Origin of the sequence: Enterobacter cloacae complex sp. 302F9, assembly GCF_050030335.1 — a bacterium.
Lineage (GTDB): Bacteria > Pseudomonadota > Gammaproteobacteria > Enterobacterales > Enterobacteriaceae > Enterobacter > Enterobacter hormaechei_C.
In genome coordinates this window covers 4,550,942-4,568,276 of sequence record NZ_JBLGUC010000001.1, presented here as the reverse complement: position 1 = coordinate 4,568,276, position 17,335 = coordinate 4,550,942, and the positions used below count along the sequence as shown (strand labels likewise).

Here is a 17,335-nt window from a genome sequence, read left to right as displayed (position 1 = left end):
CATGTCTGAGAAAACTTTCCTGGTGGAAATCGGCACTGAAGAGCTGCCACCAAAAGCCCTGCGCAGCCTGGCTGAATCTTTCGCTGCGAACGTCACTGCTGAGCTGGATAACGCTGGCCTGGCGCACGGTAAAATTGAGTGGTTTGCTGCGCCGCGTCGTCTGGCGCTGAAAGTGGCAAACCTGGCGGCGTCCCAGCCGGATCGCGAAGTTGAAAAACGTGGCCCGGCCATTGCTCAGGCGTTCGACGCGGAAGGCAAGCCGAGCAAAGCGGCAGAAGGCTGGGCGCGCGGCTGCGGCATCACCGTTGATCAGGCTGAGCGTCTGACCACCGACAAAGGTGAATGGCTGCTGTACCGTGCCCATGTGAAAGGCGAAAGCGCCGAAGCGCTGCTGCCTGACATGATCGCGACCTCGCTGGCAAAATTGCCGATTCCTAAGCTGATGCGCTGGGGCGCGTCCGACGTACACTTTGTGCGTCCGGTTCACACCGTGACCCTGCTGCTGGGCGATACCGTTATCCCGGCGACCATTCTGGGCGTGGCGTCCGATCGCGTGATCCGCGGCCATCGCTTTATGGGCGAGTCGGAGTTCACTATCGACAATGCTGACCAGTACCCGCAGATCCTGCTGGAGCGCGGCAAGGTCATTGCTGACTACGAACAGCGTAAAGCCAAAATCAAAGCGGACGCAGAAGACGCGGCGCGCAAAATTGGCGGTAATGCCGATCTGAGCGACAGCCTGCTGGAAGAGGTGACCTCGCTGGTCGAATGGCCGGTTGTACTGACCGCGAAATTCGAAGAGAAATTCCTGGCCGTTCCGGCAGAAGCGCTGGTTTACACCATGAAGGGTGACCAGAAGTACTTCCCGGTTTACGCCAACGACGGCAAGCTGCTGCCAAACTTCATCTTCGTGGCGAACATCGAATCGAAAGATCCGAGCCAGATTATCTCCGGTAACGAGAAAGTGGTGCGTCCGCGTCTGGCGGATGCCGAGTTCTTCTTCAACACCGACCGTAAAAAACGTCTGGAAGATAACCTGCCGCGTCTGCAAACCGTACTGTTCCAGCAGCAGCTGGGTACGCTGCGCGACAAAACCGACCGTATCGCGGAGCTGTCCGGCTGGATTGCCCGTGAAATTGGCGCCGACGTTAATCACGCTACCCGTGCGGGCCTGCTCTCCAAGTGCGACCTGATGACCAACATGGTGTTCGAATTTACCGACACCCAGGGCGTGATGGGCATGCACTACGCGCGTCACGATGGCGAAGCGGAAGACGTGGCGGTAGCCCTGAACGAGCAGTATCAGCCGCGCTTTGCCGGTGACGATCTGCCGTCTAACCCGGTTGCCTGCGCCGTGGCGATTGCCGATAAGATGGACACCCTGGCGGGTATCTTCGGTATCGGTCAGCATCCGAAAGGCGATAAAGACCCGTTTGCGCTGCGTCGTGCTGCGCTGGGCGTGCTGCGAATCATCGTAGAGAAGAACCTCAACCTCGATCTGCAAACGCTGACCGAAGAAGCGGTACGTCTGTACGGCGATAAGCTGACCAACGCGAAGGTTGTGGATGATGTTATCGACTTTATGCTCGGTCGTTTCCGCGCGTGGTATCAGGACGAAGGTTACTCCGTTGATACCATTCAGGCGGTGCTGGCGCGTCGTCCGACCCGTCCGGCAGATTTCGATGCGCGTATGAAAGCGGTATCCCACTTCCGTACGCTGGAAGCGGCGTCTGCGCTGGCCGCGGCCAACAAGCGCGTATCCAACATCCTCGCGAAATCCGACGAGACGCTGAACGAGCGCGTCAACGCTGCAACCCTGAAAGAGCCGGAAGAGATTTCTCTGGCGATGCAGGTGGTGGTGCTGCGCGACAAGCTGGAGCCGTACTTCGCGGAAGGTCGCTACCAGGAAGCGCTGGTGGAGCTGGCGGAGCTGCGTGACGTCATCGACGCCTTCTTCGAGAAGGTGATGGTGAACGTGGAAGATAAAGAGCTGCGGATTAACCGTCTCTCGATGCTTGAGAAACTGCGTGAGCTGTTCCTGCGCGTGGCGGATATTTCGCTGCTGCAATAACGTAAAAAACCCGCCCCTGACAGGCGGGAAGAACGGCAACTAAACTTTTTCTCTTCGTAGGCCGGGAAAGCGTAGCGCCTCCCGGCAAAAGCCCGATGGCGCGATGCTTATCGGGCCTACGTTACTTTGAGATACTTTTCCTTATTTACACCCTCTCAAACACCGTCGCGATACCCTGACCCAACCCAATACACATCGTTGCCAGTCCGAACTGGGCATCTTTGCGTTCCATCAGGTTAATCAGCGTGGTACTGATACGCGCCCCGGAACAGCCCAGCGGGTGACCGAGGGCGATCGCGCCGCCGTTGAGGTTAATCTTCTCGTCGATCTGATCTATCAGCCCCAGATCTTTAATGCACGGCAGGATCTGCGCGGCGAACGCTTCGTTCATCTCAAAGAGGTCGATATCACTTGCGCTCAGCCCCGCTTTTTTCAGCGCCAGTTTTGATGCCGGAACCGGGCCGTAGCCCATGATGGAAGGATCGCAGCCCACGACCGCCATCGAACGCACGCGGGCGCGTGGCGTCAGGCCTAATTCGCGGGCGCGGCTTTCGCTCATTACCAGCATCGCGGCGGCACCGTCGGACAGGGCAGACGAGGTGCCCGCCGTTACCGTACCGGTGACCGGATCAAACGCCGGACGCAGGGTAGAAAGCGCTTCGACCGTGGTTTCCGGGCGGATAACTTCGTCGTAGCTGAACTGCTTCAGTACGCCGTCTGCGTCGTGACCGCCGGTTGGGATGATCTCATTCTTAAAGGCACCAGACTGCGTGGCGGCCCAGGCGCGGGCATGCGAGCGTGCGGCAAACGCATCCTGCATCTCACGGCTGATGCCGTGCAGACGGGAGAGCATCTCGGCGGTCAGGCCCATCATACCGGCGGCTTTCGCCACGTTGCGGCTCATGCCAGGATGGAAATCGACCCCGTGGCTCATTGGCACGTGGCCCATGTGCTCCACGCCGCCCACCAGACAGGCCTGCGCATCGCCGGTCATGATCATCCGCGCCGCGTCGTGCAGCGCCTGCATCGACGAACCGCAAAGACGGTTGACGGTGACGGCCGGAACCGAATGCGGGATCTCCGCCAGCAGGGACGCGTTACGGGCAATGTTGAAGCCCTGCTCCAGCGTCTGCTGCACGCAGCCCCAGTAGATATCGTCCAGCGCTGCTGGGTCCAGCGCCGGGTTACGCGCCAGCAGGCTACGCATCAGGTGCGCGGAGAGATCTTCCGCGCGCACGTTACGGAACGCACCGCCTTTTGAACGGCCCATCGGGGTGCGAATCGCATCAACAATGACAACCTTTTCCATTGTGACTCCTTAAGCCGTTTTCAGTTCGCCAACCGGACGGGCTGGCTCAACTGCTGGGTAGTAGGGTTCGTTATGGCGCGCTTTGTTACGCAGCCCTTCCGGCACCTCATAAAGCGGGCCGAGGTGCTGGTACTGCTGAGCCATATCGAGATAGCGGGCGCTGCCGAGCGTATCCAGCCAGCGGAACGCGCCTCCGTGGAACGGAGGGAAGCCGAGGCCGTACACCAGCGCCATATCCGCTTCTGCCGGGCTGGCGATAATGCCTTCTTCGAGGCAGCGCACCACTTCGTTGACCATTGGGATCATCATCCGTGCGATGATCTCATCGTCGGTGAAGTCGCGTTTTGGCTGACTGACGTCGGCCAGCAGGCCATCCACCGCCGGATCTTCTTCTTTCTTCGGTTTGCCTTTGCTGTCTTCTTTATAGCGCCAGAAGCCCAGACCGTTTTTCTGCCCGAAGCGGTTGGCGTCGAACAGGGCATCAATGGCGTCGCGATAATCTTTCTGCATGCGCTGCGGGAAGCCCGCCGCCATCACCGCCTGCGCGTGATGGGCAGTGTCGATGCCGACAACGTCCAGCAGATACGCCGGGCCCATCGGCCAGCCGAACTGTTTTTCCATCACTTTGTCGATTTTGCGGAAGTCTGCGCCGTCGCGCAGCAGCTGGCTGAAACCGGCGAAGTACGGGAACAGCACGCGGTTAACGAAGAAGCCCGGGCAGTCGTTAACCACGATCGGCGTTTTGCCCATCTTGCTCGCCCACGCCACCACTTTGGCGATGGTTTCGTCGGAGGTTTTTTCCCCTCGGATCACTTCGACCAGCGGCATGCGGTGCACCGGGTTAAAGAAGTGCATCCCGCAGAAGTTTTCCGGACGCTTCAGCACGCTCGCCAGTTCGCTGATAGGAATGGTGGAGGTGTTAGAGGCCAGCACGGTTTCCGGACGCACCTTGTCTTCGGTTTCGGCCAGCACCGCTTTTTTCACTTTCGGGTTCTCGACGACCGCTTCAACCACCACGTCCACACGGTCGAAACCGCTGTATTCCAGCACTGGCTGGATGGTGGAGATCACGCCTGCAAGCTTCAGACCATCAATTTTGCCGCGCTCAAGCTGTTTATTCAGCAGCTTGGCCGCTTCGGTCATGCCCAGCGTCAGGGATTTCTCGTTGATGTCCTTCATCACCACCGGCACGCCTTTCCAGGCAGACTGATAGGCGATGCCGCCCCCCATAATGCCCGCGCCGAGTACCGCCGCGTGTTTTGGCGTTTCAACGTTTTTGGTGAGTTGTTTGGCTTTGCCTTTCACGAACTGATCGTTAAGGAAGATACCAACCAGCGCGCGGGCTTCGTTGGTGTGCGCCAGCGGGACAAAGCTCTGGTTTTCAAGCTTCAGAGCGTCATCACGGCCCAGACGGGCTGCCGCTTCAATGGTTTTCACCGCTGTGATCGGCGCCGGGTAGTGTTTACCCGCCGTCTGCATCACCATGCCTTTGGCGATGGTGAAGCTCATGGTGGCTTCAATTTTGCTGAGCTTCAACGGCTCCAGTTTCGGCTGGCGTTTGGCTTTCCAGTCGAGATCGCCATTAATCGCCTGACGGAGGATGGCGATAGCACCCTCAATCAGTTTTTCAGGCTTAACCACGCCGTCCACCAGGCCGATTTTCTGCGCCTGTTCTGCGCCGACATCTTTACCCGCGGCAATGATCTCCAGCGCGCTGTCGGCACCCAGCATGCGCGGCATACGCACGGAACCGCCAAAGCCCGGCATGATGCCCAGCTTGGTTTCCGGCAGGCCGATGCGCAGGTCCGGCGTCGCCAGACGGTAGTCGGTCGCCAGCACGCACTCGCAGCCACCGCCCAGCGCGTAGCCGTTAACGGCGGAAAGGGTCGGGACAGGCAGATCTTCCAGACGATTAAAAACGCTGTTGGCAAAGTGCAGCCACTGGCTCAGCTGTTCTTCGGGCACCAGGAACAGCGACAGGAATTCGGTGATATCCGCGCCAACGATAAAGGCCGCTTTGTTGGAGCGCAGCAGCAGCCCTTTCAAATCTGATTGCTTTTCAAGTACATCCAGCGCCTGGCCAAGACTGGCCACCGTCGCGGTATCAAGCTTGTTCACTGAGCCGGGGGCATCGAACACCAGTTCGGCAATGCCATCTTCCAGCCAGTCTACGTACAGGGTGTCGCCTTTGTAGAGCATGTCGGTCTCCTGAATCCAGCAATTGGATCTGGTCATACCAGATGAAACGGAGTGTGGAATTTATGTTAATAAAATGCAAATTAGTCATTAAGAAATTGCTGCGCTGATCACGGTCGGTGGAAATCACGCAGCCGCAGTGAGGTGTGCTAAGATGCGATGACTTGAGGTCAAAAAAACGAAAGGAAGAATGATGGACTCACTGGCTTCGCTTTATAAAAATCATATCGTTACCCTACAGGAACGTACCCGCGATGTACTGGCCCGCTTCAAGCTGGATGCCCTGCTGATCCACTCCGGCGAGCTGATGAATACTTTTCTTGATGACCATGCTTATCCCTTCAAGGTTAACCCGCAGTTTAAAGCCTGGGTGCCTGTCACGCAGGTTCCAAATTGCTGGCTGCTGGTGGATGGCGTGAACAAGCCGAAACTGTGGTTCTACCTGCCGGTCGATTACTGGCACAACGTGGAGCCGCTGCCGACCTCATTCTGGACCGAAGAAATTGACGTGATTGCGCTGCCAAAAGCAGACGGCATTGGCAGCCAGCTGCCAGCGGCGCGCGGCAACATCGGCTACATTGGTCCGGTTCCTGAGCGTGCGCTGGGTCTGGATATTCCGGCAGATAAACTCAACCCGAAAGGCGTGCTGGATTATCTGCACTACTATCGCGCCTACAAGACCGACTACGAACTTTACTGCATGCGTGAAGCGCAAAAAACGGCGGTGAATGGCCACCGTGCGGCGCACGAAGCGTTCCAGTCCGGTATGAGCGAGTTCGATATTAATCAGGCCTACCTGACGGCGACCGGCCACCGCGATACCGACGTGCCGTACAGCAACATCGTGGCGCTGAATGAACATGCCTCGGTTCTGCACTACACCAAACTGGATCATCAGGTTCCGGCTGAGATGCGCAGCTTCCTGCTGGACGCGGGGGCTGAGTACAATGGTTATGCGGCAGACCTGACCCGTACCTGGGCGGCGAATGCGGACACCGATTTTGCGCAATTGATCAAAGACGTGAACGACGAACAGCTGGCGCTGATTGGCACCATGAAGGCCGGAACCAGCTACGTGGATTATCACATCCAGTTCCATCAGCGCATCGCTAAACTGCTGCGTAAGCATCAGATTGTCAAAGACATGAGCGAAGAGGCGATGGTTGAGAACGATCTGACCGGGCCATTTATGCCGCATGGTATCGGTCACCCGCTGGGTTTGCAGGTTCATGACGTCGCGGGCTTTATGCAGGATGATACCGGTACGCACCTGGCGGCACCGTCTAAATATCCTTATCTGCGCTGCACCCGCGTTCTGGCGCCGCGTATGGTATTGACCATCGAGCCGGGCATCTACTTTATTGAATCCCTGCTGGCACCGTGGCGCGAAGGGCAATTCAGCAAGCACTTCAACTGGGAGAAAATTGAAGCGCTGAAGCCGTATGGCGGCATTCGTATCGAGGATAACGTGGTTATTCACGAGAACAGCATTGAGAACATGACGCGAGATCTGAAGCTGGCCTGATGGAAAGCTGGCTGATACCGGCCGAGCCGGTCACCTTTGTTGAGGAAATCAAGAAAAGCCGCTTTATCACGCTGCTGGCGCATACCGACGGCGTGGAGGCGGCGAAGGTGTTCGTCGAGTCCGTCCGCGCGCAGCACCCCGATGCCCGCCATCACTGTGTGGCGTGGGTCGCAGGGCCGCCAGACGACTCACAGCAGCTCGGGTTTTCTGACGACGGTGAACCGGCGGGTACGGCCGGAAAACCGATGCTATCCCAGTTGATGGGCAGCGGCGTGGGTGAAATCACCGCCGTTGTTGTCCGCTACTACGGGGGCATTTTGTTAGGCACCGGAGGGCTGGTTAAAGCCTACGGAGGTGGTGTCCAGCAAGCGCTTAATCTGCTGATAACAACCCGCAAAACGCCACTTACGGAATATACTTTGTTATGCGATTACGCCCAGCTATCGGGTATCGAAGCACTGCTTAAACAGTTTAACGGTGTCATCGCACACAGTGATTATCAGGCAATGGTGCAATTACGCGTGGCGCTTCCTCAGGCGGAACTGGCTGCTTTTTCAGCAAAACTCGCTGATTTTAGTCGCGGTTCATTGCAATTACTGCCGATTGAAGAATAATCCCCACCTCACAATTTTGAATACCTAAGGAAGCGGCAGAGATGCATTTTCGTGCCATTACCCGAATCGTTGGATTGCTGGTCATACTTTTCTCCGGGACAATGATCATTCCCGGACTGGTGGCGCTCATCTACCGGGACGGCGCGGGGCGTGCATTTACGCAAACCTTTTTTGTCGCGCTGACGATTGGCTCCCTGCTGTGGTGGCCAAACCGCCGTGAGAAAGGTGAACTGAAATCCCGGGAGGGGTTTCTGATTGTGGTCCTGTTCTGGACGGTACTGGGAAGCGTGGGTGCGCTGCCGTTTATCTTCTCCGAACAACCGAATCTCACCGTCACGGATGCGTTTTTTGAATCGTTCTCCGGATTAACGACCACCGGGGCTACCACGCTGGTGGGGCTGGAATCGCTCCCGCATGCGATTCTCTTTTACCGGCAGATGCTCCAGTGGTTCGGCGGTATGGGGATCATCGTCCTGGCGGTGGCTATCCTGCCCATTCTGGGCGTCGGGGGGATGCAGCTCTACCGGGCAGAGATGCCCGGCCCGCTGAAAGATAACAAGATGCGCCCACGTATTGCGGAGACGGCGAAAACCCTGTGGCTTATCTATGTCCTGCTGACGGTGGCCTGCGCGCTGGCGCTGTGGTTTGCCGGGATGCCTGCGTTTGATGCCATCGGACACAGCTTTGCGACTATTGCTATCGGTGGGTTCTCCACCCACGATGCCAGCGTCGGCTACTTCGACAGCCCGACAATCAATACCATCATTGCCATCTTTCTGCTGATTTCAGGCTGTAACTACGGTCTACACTTCTCGTTGCTTAGCGGACGGAGCCTGAAGGTGTACTGGCGCGACCCGGAATTCCGGATGTTTATTGGCGTCCAGCTGACCCTGGTGGTTATCTGTACCCTGGTACTGTGGTTCCACGATGTTTATAACTCGGCGGTCACGACCCTGAACCAGGCCTTCTTCCAGGTGGTATCGATGGCGACAACCGCTGGTTTCACCACGGACAGTATTGCGCGTTGGCCATTGTTCCTGCCGGTGCTGCTGTTGTGCTCTGCGTTTATCGGCGGTTGCGCCGGGTCAACGGGCGGCGGTCTGAAGGTGATCCGCATTCTGCTGCTGTTCAAGCAGGGGAACCGTGAGTTGAAACGTCTGGTCCACCCGAATGCGGTTTACAGTATTAAGCTGGGGAACCGCGCGCTGCCGGAGCGCATCCTCGAAGCGGTGTGGGGATTCTTCTCCGCTTATGCGCTGGTCTTTATTGTCAGTATGCTGGCGATTATCGCCACGGGCGTGGATGATTTCTCTGCCTTCGCCTCTGTGGTGGCAACGTTAAACAACCTGGGGCCGGGGCTGGGCGTCGTGGCGGATAACTTCGCCAGTATGAACCCGGTGGCGAAGTGGATCTTAATCGCCAATATGCTGTTTGGGCGTCTTGAGGTCTTTACGCTGCTGGTGCTGTTTACCCCAACATTCTGGCGTGAGTAAGGAGACATTGGTGAAAACGTTAATTCTTTTCTCAACGCGTGACGGGCAAACGCGTGAGATTGCTTCATATCTGGCTTCCGAACTCAAAGAGCTGGGCATTTATTCTGATGTGGTGAACCTGAATCGCACAGAGCAGATTGCCTGGCAGGATTACGACCGCGTGGTCATTGGCGCTTCAATTCGTTACGGCCATTTCCATCCGGCGCTGGATCGCTTTGTGAAAAAGCATACGGCGGAGCTCGCTCAACTGCCTGGCGCGTTTTACTCGGTCAACCTGGTTGCCCGTAAAGCGGAGAAGCGTACGCCGCAGACCAACAGCTATACGCGCAAGTTTTTGCTAAGTTCGCCATGGCAGCCCGATATCTGTTCTGTCTTTGCTGGCGCGCTGCGTTACCCGCGTTACCGCTGGTATGACCGCTTTATGATCCGCCTGATCATGAAAATGACGGGCGGGGAAACGGATACGCGTAAAGAAGTGGTTTATACCGACTGGGCCCAGGTCGCCAGTTTTGCCCGTGAAATTGCGCGTTTAACGGACGATGCGTGGGATAAATAAGCGTTGAGTTTGAAAAGTGAGCGAACGGAAAGTTTTTTGTATTTAGTGCTTGTCACTTCAGAAGAACTCCCTATAATGCGCCTCCACTGACACGGAACAACGGCACGCAAGCCGCCGGGTCAGCAGAGAAAAGCAAAACAAACGCTTGACTCTGAAGCGGGAAAGCGTAATATGCACACCCCGCGCCGCAGCGAAAACGAAGCGGCACTGCTCTTTAACAATTTATCAGACAATCTGTGTGGGCACTCAAAGTGACATGGATTCTTAATGTCCTCGGACACTAAATGAATACCAAGTCTCAACGAGTGAACACGTAATTCATTACGAAGTTTAATTCATTGAGCATCAAACTTTTAAATTGAAGAGTTTGATCATGGCTCAGATTGAACGCTGGCGGCAGGCCTAACACATGCAAGTCGAACGGTAACAGGAAGCAGCTTGCTGCTTCGCTGACGAGTGGCGGACGGGTGAGTAATGTCTGGGAAACTGCCTGATGGAGGGGGATAACTACTGGAAACGGTAGCTAATACCGCATAACGTCGCAAGACCAAAGAGGGGGACCTTCGGGCCTCTTGCCATCGGATGTGCCCAGATGGGATTAGCTAGTAGGTGGGGTAACGGCTCACCTAGGCGACGATCCCTAGCTGGTCTGAGAGGATGACCAGCCACACTGGAACTGAGACACGGTCCAGACTCCTACGGGAGGCAGCAGTGGGGAATATTGCACAATGGGCGCAAGCCTGATGCAGCCATGCCGCGTGTATGAAGAAGGCCTTCGGGTTGTAAAGTACTTTCAGCGGGGAGGAAGGTGTTGAGGTTAATAACCTCAGCAATTGACGTTACCCGCAGAAGAAGCACCGGCTAACTCCGTGCCAGCAGCCGCGGTAATACGGAGGGTGCAAGCGTTAATCGGAATTACTGGGCGTAAAGCGCACGCAGGCGGTCTGTCAAGTCGGATGTGAAATCCCCGGGCTCAACCTGGGAACTGCATTCGAAACTGGCAGGCTAGAGTCTTGTAGAGGGGGGTAGAATTCCAGGTGTAGCGGTGAAATGCGTAGAGATCTGGAGGAATACCGGTGGCGAAGGCGGCCCCCTGGACAAAGACTGACGCTCAGGTGCGAAAGCGTGGGGAGCAAACAGGATTAGATACCCTGGTAGTCCACGCCGTAAACGATGTCGACTTGGAGGTTGTGCCCTTGAGGCGTGGCTTCCGGAGCTAACGCGTTAAGTCGACCGCCTGGGGAGTACGGCCGCAAGGTTAAAACTCAAATGAATTGACGGGGGCCCGCACAAGCGGTGGAGCATGTGGTTTAATTCGATGCAACGCGAAGAACCTTACCTACTCTTGACATCCAGAGAACTTAGCAGAGATGCTTTGGTGCCTTCGGGAACTCTGAGACAGGTGCTGCATGGCTGTCGTCAGCTCGTGTTGTGAAATGTTGGGTTAAGTCCCGCAACGAGCGCAACCCTTATCCTTTGTTGCCAGCGGTTAGGCCGGGAACTCAAAGGAGACTGCCAGTGATAAACTGGAGGAAGGTGGGGATGACGTCAAGTCATCATGGCCCTTACGAGTAGGGCTACACACGTGCTACAATGGCGCATACAAAGAGAAGCGACCTCGCGAGAGCAAGCGGACCTCATAAAGTGCGTCGTAGTCCGGATTGGAGTCTGCAACTCGACTCCATGAAGTCGGAATCGCTAGTAATCGTGGATCAGAATGCCACGGTGAATACGTTCCCGGGCCTTGTACACACCGCCCGTCACACCATGGGAGTGGGTTGCAAAAGAAGTAGGTAGCTTAACCTTCGGGAGGGCGCTTACCACTTTGTGATTCATGACTGGGGTGAAGTCGTAACAAGGTAACCGTAGGGGAACCTGCGGTTGGATCACCTCCTTACCTTAAAGAACCTGCCTTTGTAGTGTCCACACAGATTGTCTGATGAAAAACAGCAGTAAAAAACCTCTACAGGCTTGTAGCTCAGGTGGTTAGAGCGCACCCCTGATAAGGGTGAGGTCGGTGGTTCAAGTCCACTCAGGCCTACCAAATTTGCCTCGCAAATTTGAAGAGGTTGTAAACGATGGGGCTATAGCTCAGCTGGGAGAGCGCCTGCCTTGCACGCAGGAGGTCTGCGGTTCGATCCCGCATAGCTCCACCATCTTTTACTGCGAACACAAGAAAACTTCAGAGTGAACCTGAAAAGGTGCACTGCGAAGTTTTGCTCTTTAAAAATCTGGATCAAGCTGAAAATTGAAACGACACACAGCTCATGTGTGTTCGAGTCTCTCAAATTTTCGCAAGTCGATGGTGAATCGAAAGAAACATCTTCGGGTTGTGAGGTTAAGCGACTAAGCGTACACGGTGGATGCCCTGGCAGTCAGAGGCGATGAAGGACGTGCTAATCTGCGAAAAGCGCCGGCGAGGTGATATGAACCCTTGACCCGGCGATGTCCGAATGGGGAAACCCAGTGCAATCCGTTGCACTATCGTTAACTGAATACATAGGTTAACGAGGCGAACCGGGGGAACTGAAACATCTAAGTACCCCGAGGAAAAGAAATCAACCGAGATTCCCCCAGTAGCGGCGAGCGAACGGGGAGCAGCCCGGAGTCTGAATCAGCTTGTGTGTTAGTGGAACGGTCTGGAAAGTCCGACGGTACAGGGTGATAGTCCCGTACACGAAAGCACACATGCTGTGAACTCGAAGAGTAGGGCGGGACACGTGGTATCCTGTCTGAATATGGGGGGACCATCCTCCAAGGCTAAATACTCCTGACTGACCGATAGTGAACCAGTACCGTGAGGGAAAGGCGAAAAGAACCCCGGCGAGGGGAGTGAAAAAGAACCTGAAACCGTGTACGTACAAGCAGTGGGAGCCTCTTTATGGGGTGACTGCGTACCTTTTGTATAATGGGTCAGCGACTTATATTCTGTAGCAAGGTTAACCGTATAGGGGAGCCGAAGGGAAACCGAGTCTTAACTGGGCGTTAAGTTGCAGGGTATAGACCCGAAACCCGGTGATCTAGCCATGGGCAGGTTGAAGGTTGGGTAACACTAACTGGAGGACCGAACCGACTAATGTTGAAAAATTAGCGGATGACCTGTGGCTGGGGGTGAAAGGCCAATCAAACCGGGAGATAGCTGGTTCTCCCCGAAAGCTATTTAGGTAGCGCCTCGTGAACTCATCTTCGGGGGTAGAGCACTGTTTCGGCTAGGGGGCCATCCCGGCTTACCAACCCGATGCAAACTACGAATACCGAAGAATGTTATCACGGGAGACACACGGCGGGTGCTAACGTCCGTCGTGAAGAGGGAAACAACCCAGACCGCCAGCTAAGGTCCCAAAGTCATGGTTAAGTGGGAAACGATGTGGGAAGGCACAGACAGCCAGGATGTTGGCTTAGAAGCAGCCATCATTTAAAGAAAGCGTAATAGCTCACTGGTCGAGTCGGCCTGCGCGGAAGATGTAACGGGGCTAAACCATGCACCGAAGCTGCGGCAGCGACACTATGTGTTGTTGGGTAGGGGAGCGTTCTGTAAGCCGTTGAAGGTGTGCTGTGAGGCATGCTGGAGGTATCAGAAGTGCGAATGCTGACATAAGTAACGATAAAGCGGGTGAAAAGCCCGCTCGCCGGAAGACCAAGGGTTCCTGTCCAACGTTAATCGGGGCAGGGTGAGTCGACCCCTAAGGCGAGGCCGAAAGGCGTAGTCGATGGGAAACAGGTTAATATTCCTGTACTTGGTGTTACTGCGAAGGGGGGACGGAGAAGGCTATGTCAGCCGGGCGACGGTTGTCCCGGTTTAAGCATGTAGGCGGAGGTTCCAGGTAAATCCGGTACCTTATTAACGCTGAGGTGTGATGACGAGGCACTACGGTGCTGAAGTGATAAATGCCCTGCTTCCAGGAAAAGCCTCTAAGCATCAGGTAACACGAAATCGTACCCCAAACCGACACAGGTGGTCAGGTAGAGAATACCAAGGCGCTTGAGAGAACTCGGGTGAAGGAACTAGGCAAAATGGTGCCGTAACTTCGGGAGAAGGCACGCTGATGTGTAGGTGAAGCCCCTGCGGGTGGAGCTGAAATCAGTCGAAGATACCAGCTGGCTGCAACTGTTTATTAAAAACACAGCACTGTGCAAACACGAAAGTGGACGTATACGGTGTGACGCCTGCCCGGTGCCGGAAGGTTAATTGATGGGGTTAGCGGCAACGCGAAGCTCTTGATCGAAGCCCCGGTAAACGGCGGCCGTAACTATAACGGTCCTAAGGTAGCGAAATTCCTTGTCGGGTAAGTTCCGACCTGCACGAATGGCGTAATGATGGCCAGGCTGTCTCCACCCGAGACTCAGTGAAATTGAACTCGCTGTGAAGATGCAGTGTACCCGCGGCAAGACGGAAAGACCCCGTGAACCTTTACTATAGCTTGACACTGAACACTGGTCCTTGATGTGTAGGATAGGTGGGAGGCTTTGAAGCGTGGACGCCAGTCTGCGTGGAGCCAACCTTGAAATACCACCCTTTAATGGCTGGTGTTCTAACGTAGACCCGTTACCCGGGTTGCGGACAGTGTCTGGTGGGTAGTTTGACTGGGGCGGTCTCCTCCCAAAGAGTAACGGAGGAGCACGAAGGTTGGCTAATCCTGGTCGGACATCAGGAGGTTAGTGCAATGGCATAAGCCAGCTTGACTGCGAGCGTGACGGCGCGAGCAGGTGCGAAAGCAGGTCATAGTGATCCGGTGGTTCTGAATGGAAGGGCCATCGCTCAACGGATAAAAGGTACTCCGGGGATAACAGGCTGATACCGCCCAAGAGTTCATATCGACGGCGGTGTTTGGCACCTCGATGTCGGCTCATCACATCCTGGGGCTGAAGTAGGTCCCAAGGGTATGGCTGTTCGCCATTTAAAGTGGTACGCGAGCTGGGTTTAGAACGTCGTGAGACAGTTCGGTCCCTATCTGCCGTGGGCGCTGGAGAATTGAGGGGGGCTGCTCCTAGTACGAGAGGACCGGAGTGGACGCATCACTGGTGTTCGGGTTGTCATGCCAATGGCACTGCCCGGTAGCTAAATGCGGAAGAGATAAGTGCTGAAAGCATCTAAGCACGAAACTTGCCCCGAGATGAGTTCTCCCTGAGACTTTAAGTCTCCTGAAGGAACGTTGAAGACGACGACGTTGATAGGTCGGGTGTGTAAGCGCAGCGATGCGTTGAGCTAACCGATACTAATGAACCGTGAGGCTTAACCTTACAACGCCGAAGGTGTTTTGGCGAAGAGACAGACACGATTTTCAGCCTGATACAGATTAACAGAATTTGCCTGGCGGCTTTAGCGCGGTGGTCCCACCTGACCCCATGCCGAACTCAGAAGTGAAACGCCGTAGCGCCGATGGTAGTGTGGGGTCTCCCCATGTGAGAGTAGGGAACTGCCAGGCATCAAACAAGTGAAGAGGCCATCCGGAAGGATGGCCTTTTTGCGTTTCTGCACCTGCTTCCTTTCCATAAACAAATCACCTATCCCCCCATATATACGGTAAACTATCCCGGTTTTTGCATCAGGATAGCGTCTATGAATCACTCCCTTAAGCCCTGGAATACCTTTGGTATTCAACGGAATGCTAATCAAATTGTACGTGCCGAGAGTGCTCAGCAGTTGCTGAATGCATGGCAAAACGCAACAGAAAACGGTGAACCCGTACTTATTCTGGGCGAAGGAAGTAATGTCCTGTTTCTCGATGATTTTGCGGGGACGGTAATCGTCAATCGCATCATGGGGATTGAGCGTAAAGAGAGCGCTGACAGCTGGCATTTACACGTGGGTGCTGGCGAGAACTGGCACCATCTGGTGCAATATACCCTCGAAAAAGGGATGCCAGGGCTGGAAAACCTGGCTCTGATCCCGGGCTGTGCAGGATCATCTCCTATTCAAAACATCGGTGCCTACGGCATCGAACTGAAACACGTCTGCGAATATGTCGACTGCATCGAACTCGCGACTGGAACGGCGAAGCGCCTGACCGCAGAGCAGTGCCGCTTTGGCTATCGCGACAGCATTTTCAAGCACGACTATCAGGATCGTTTCGTCATTGTGGCCGTTGGCCTGCACCTGGCGAAAGCCTGGAAACCCGTTCTGACTTACGGCGATCTGACCCGTCTCGACCCGGCTACCGTCACACCGCGTGAGGTATTTGATTCCGTTTGCCACATGCGAATGACCAAGCTCCCGGACCCGAAAGTTAACGGAAATGCGGGCAGTTTCTTCAAAAACCCGGTGATCAGCAGCGAAAATGCAAAAGCGTTTCTCGCCGGCTGGCCAACGGCCCCGCATTATCCTCAGGCGGATGGTAGCGTGAAGCTGGCCGCAGGCTGGCTTATCGATCAGTGTGAATTAAAAGGTACGACTCTTGGTGGCGCTGCTGTTCATCGTCAGCAGGCGCTGGTACTGATCAACCAGTCCAACGCGACAAGTGAGGATGTCGTCAACCTGGCGCATCATGTTCGCCAGCGCGTGGGCGAAAAATTCAACGTCTGGCTGGAGCCTGAAGTTCGCTTTATTGGCCGAACGGGCGAAGTGAATGCCGTGGAGACCATTGCGTGAAGGACAATACTATCCCGTTAACTCTCATCGGTATCCTTGCCGATGGCGAGTTTCATTCTGGCGAGCAGCTGGGCGAACAGCTGGGCATGAGCCGTGCTGCGATCAATAAGCATATTCAAACGCTCCGCGACTGGGGCGTGGATGTGTTTACGGTGCCGGGAAAAGGCTACAGCCTGCCGGAACCGATCCAGTTACTGAATGAAGAGGTCATCCGCAGCCAGATTGGGCACGGTAACGTCGCGGTATTGCCGGTCATTGATTCGACGAACCAGTATCTGCTGGATCGCCTGAGCGAGCTGAAATCCGGTGATGCCTGCGTTGCCGAGTACCAACAGGCAGGACGTGGCCGCCGGGGGCGTAAGTGGTTCTCACCATTTGGCGCCAACCTCTACCTTTCCATGTACTGGCGGCTTGAACAGGGGCCAGCTGCGGCCATCGGGCTGAGCCTGGTGATCGGCATTGTGATGGCAGAGGTGCTGCACGATCTGGGTGCCGATCAGGTGCGGGTAAAATGGCCCAACGATCTGTATCTCAACGATCGAAAGCTGGCGGGGATCCTGGTCGAACTGACGGGAAAAACAGGCGATGCCGCACAGATCGTCATTGGGGCGGGACTGAACATGGTGATGCGAAAAGTGCAGAACGATGTCGTGAACCAGGCCTGGACCAACTTGCAGGAAGCGGGGATCACCATCGATCGCAATACGCTTGCCGTCCGCATGATCAATGAGTTGCGTAGTTCGCTGACGCTCTTTGAACAAGAGGGGTTAGCGCCATTCCTGTCCCGCTGGGAAAAGCTGGATAACTTTATTAACCGACCGGTAAAGCTGCTGATTGGGGATAAAGAGATTTACGGCACATCACGCGGCATTGACGCGCAGGGCGCGTTGCTTCTTGAACAGGATGGCGTGATTAAGCCCTGGGTGGGCGGTGAAATTTCGTTACGAAGTGCGGAGTAACCCTCTCCCCACAGGGGAGAGGG

General features: G+C 55.6%; 9 protein-coding genes, 2 tRNA genes and 3 rRNA genes. 12 read left to right on the top strand and 2 right to left on the bottom strand.

What is annotated here, in order from left to right; all coding sequences use genetic code 11:
- The first annotated feature begins 1 nt into the window (after position 1).
- A complete protein-coding gene (gene glyS, locus ACQG0T_RS22190; RefSeq protein ID WP_015572740.1) occupies positions 2 to 2,071 on the top strand; it encodes a glycine--tRNA ligase subunit beta in 2,070 nt (689 codons plus the stop codon).
- A 145-nt stretch (positions 2,072 to 2,216) separates the two neighbouring features.
- Here glyS and fadA read toward each other — a convergent pair whose 3' ends face one another.
- Both fadA and fadB read right to left on the bottom strand, forming a co-directional pair.
- The gene (gene fadA, locus ACQG0T_RS22185; protein WP_023295589.1) at positions 2,217 to 3,380 is read right to left on the bottom strand and encodes an acetyl-CoA C-acyltransferase FadA; all 1,164 of its coding nucleotides are present in this window, start codon (positions 3,378 to 3,380) and stop codon (positions 2,217 to 2,219) included.
- Between the two features lie 9 nt (positions 3,381 to 3,389).
- The gene (fadB, locus tag ACQG0T_RS22180) at positions 3,390 to 5,579 is read right to left on the bottom strand and encodes a fatty acid oxidation complex subunit alpha FadB (RefSeq protein ID WP_023295588.1); all 2,190 of its coding nucleotides are present in this window, start codon (positions 5,577 to 5,579) and stop codon (positions 3,390 to 3,392) included.
- Positions 5,580 to 5,769: 190 nt separating this feature from the next.
- Between fadB and pepQ the strand changes: the two genes are divergently transcribed.
- From pepQ to birA, 11 genes are all read left to right on the top strand, one after another.
- Positions 5,770 to 7,101 carry a Xaa-Pro dipeptidase gene (pepQ, locus tag ACQG0T_RS22175; RefSeq protein WP_017382602.1) on the top strand — a complete coding sequence of 444 codons (1,332 nt, stop codon included), beginning with the start codon at positions 5,770 to 5,772 and terminating at the stop codon, positions 7,099 to 7,101.
- On the top strand, positions 7,101 to 7,715 hold the full coding sequence (locus tag ACQG0T_RS22170) for an IMPACT family protein (RefSeq protein ID WP_023295587.1): 615 nt from the start codon (positions 7,101 to 7,103) through the stop codon (positions 7,713 to 7,715). Before pepQ ends, ACQG0T_RS22170 begins: the two co-directional genes overlap by 1 nt.
- Before the next feature lie 41 nt (positions 7,716 to 7,756).
- Complete coding sequence (gene trkH / locus ACQG0T_RS22165) at positions 7,757 to 9,208, top strand: Trk system potassium transporter TrkH (RefSeq protein WP_426723872.1); 1,452 nt, start codon at positions 7,757 to 7,759, stop codon at positions 9,206 to 9,208.
- A gap of 10 nt (positions 9,209 to 9,218) precedes the next feature.
- Positions 9,219 to 9,764, top strand: coding sequence for a menaquinone-dependent protoporphyrinogen IX dehydrogenase (hemG, locus tag ACQG0T_RS22160; RefSeq protein ID WP_023295586.1), 546 nt, complete (start codon positions 9,219 to 9,221; stop codon positions 9,762 to 9,764).
- Between the two features lie 355 nt (positions 9,765 to 10,119).
- A 16S ribosomal RNA gene (locus ACQG0T_RS22155) occupies positions 10,120 to 11,661 on the top strand.
- A gap of 70 nt (positions 11,662 to 11,731) precedes the next feature.
- A tRNA-Ile gene (locus ACQG0T_RS22150) sits at positions 11,732 to 11,808 on the top strand.
- 36 nt (positions 11,809 to 11,844) lie between these two features.
- Positions 11,845 to 11,920 (top strand) — tRNA-Ala (locus ACQG0T_RS22145).
- A gap of 180 nt (positions 11,921 to 12,100) precedes the next feature.
- A 23S ribosomal RNA gene (locus tag ACQG0T_RS22140) occupies positions 12,101 to 15,005 on the top strand.
- A gap of 69 nt (positions 15,006 to 15,074) precedes the next feature.
- Positions 15,075 to 15,190: ribosomal RNA gene (gene rrf, locus ACQG0T_RS22135) — 5S ribosomal RNA — on the top strand.
- Together the 16S, 23S and 5S rRNA genes with 2 tRNA genes alongside form the textbook arrangement of a ribosomal RNA operon.
- Before the next feature lie 134 nt (positions 15,191 to 15,324).
- On the top strand, positions 15,325 to 16,353 hold the full coding sequence (gene murB / locus ACQG0T_RS22130) for a UDP-N-acetylmuramate dehydrogenase (RefSeq protein WP_023295585.1): 1,029 nt from the start codon (positions 15,325 to 15,327) through the stop codon (positions 16,351 to 16,353).
- On the top strand, positions 16,350 to 17,312 hold the full coding sequence (gene birA / locus ACQG0T_RS22125) for a bifunctional biotin--[acetyl-CoA-carboxylase] ligase/biotin operon repressor BirA (protein WP_023295584.1): 963 nt from the start codon (positions 16,350 to 16,352) through the stop codon (positions 17,310 to 17,312). Before murB ends, birA begins: the two co-directional genes overlap by 4 nt.
- The last annotated feature ends 23 nt before the right edge of the window (positions 17,313 to 17,335 follow it).

Coding starts and splice junctions, on each gene's coding strand:
- trkH (WP_426723872.1), top strand. CDS start 7,757: ATGCATTTTCGTGCCATTACCCGAATCGTTGGATTGCTGGTCATACTT.
- pepQ (WP_017382602.1), top strand. CDS start 5,770: ATGGACTCACTGGCTTCGCTTTATAAAAATCATATCGTTACCCTACAG.
- glyS (WP_015572740.1), top strand. CDS start 2: ATGTCTGAGAAAACTTTCCTGGTGGAAATCGGCACTGAAGAGCTGCCA.
- fadA (WP_023295589.1), bottom strand. CDS start 3,380: ATGGAAAAGGTTGTCATTGTTGATGCGATTCGCACCCCGATGGGCCGT.
- murB (WP_023295585.1), top strand. CDS start 15,325: ATGAATCACTCCCTTAAGCCCTGGAATACCTTTGGTATTCAACGGAAT.
- fadB (WP_023295588.1), bottom strand. CDS start 5,579: ATGCTCTACAAAGGCGACACCCTGTACGTAGACTGGCTGGAAGATGGC.
- ACQG0T_RS22170 (WP_023295587.1), top strand. CDS start 7,101: ATGGAAAGCTGGCTGATACCGGCCGAGCCGGTCACCTTTGTTGAGGAA.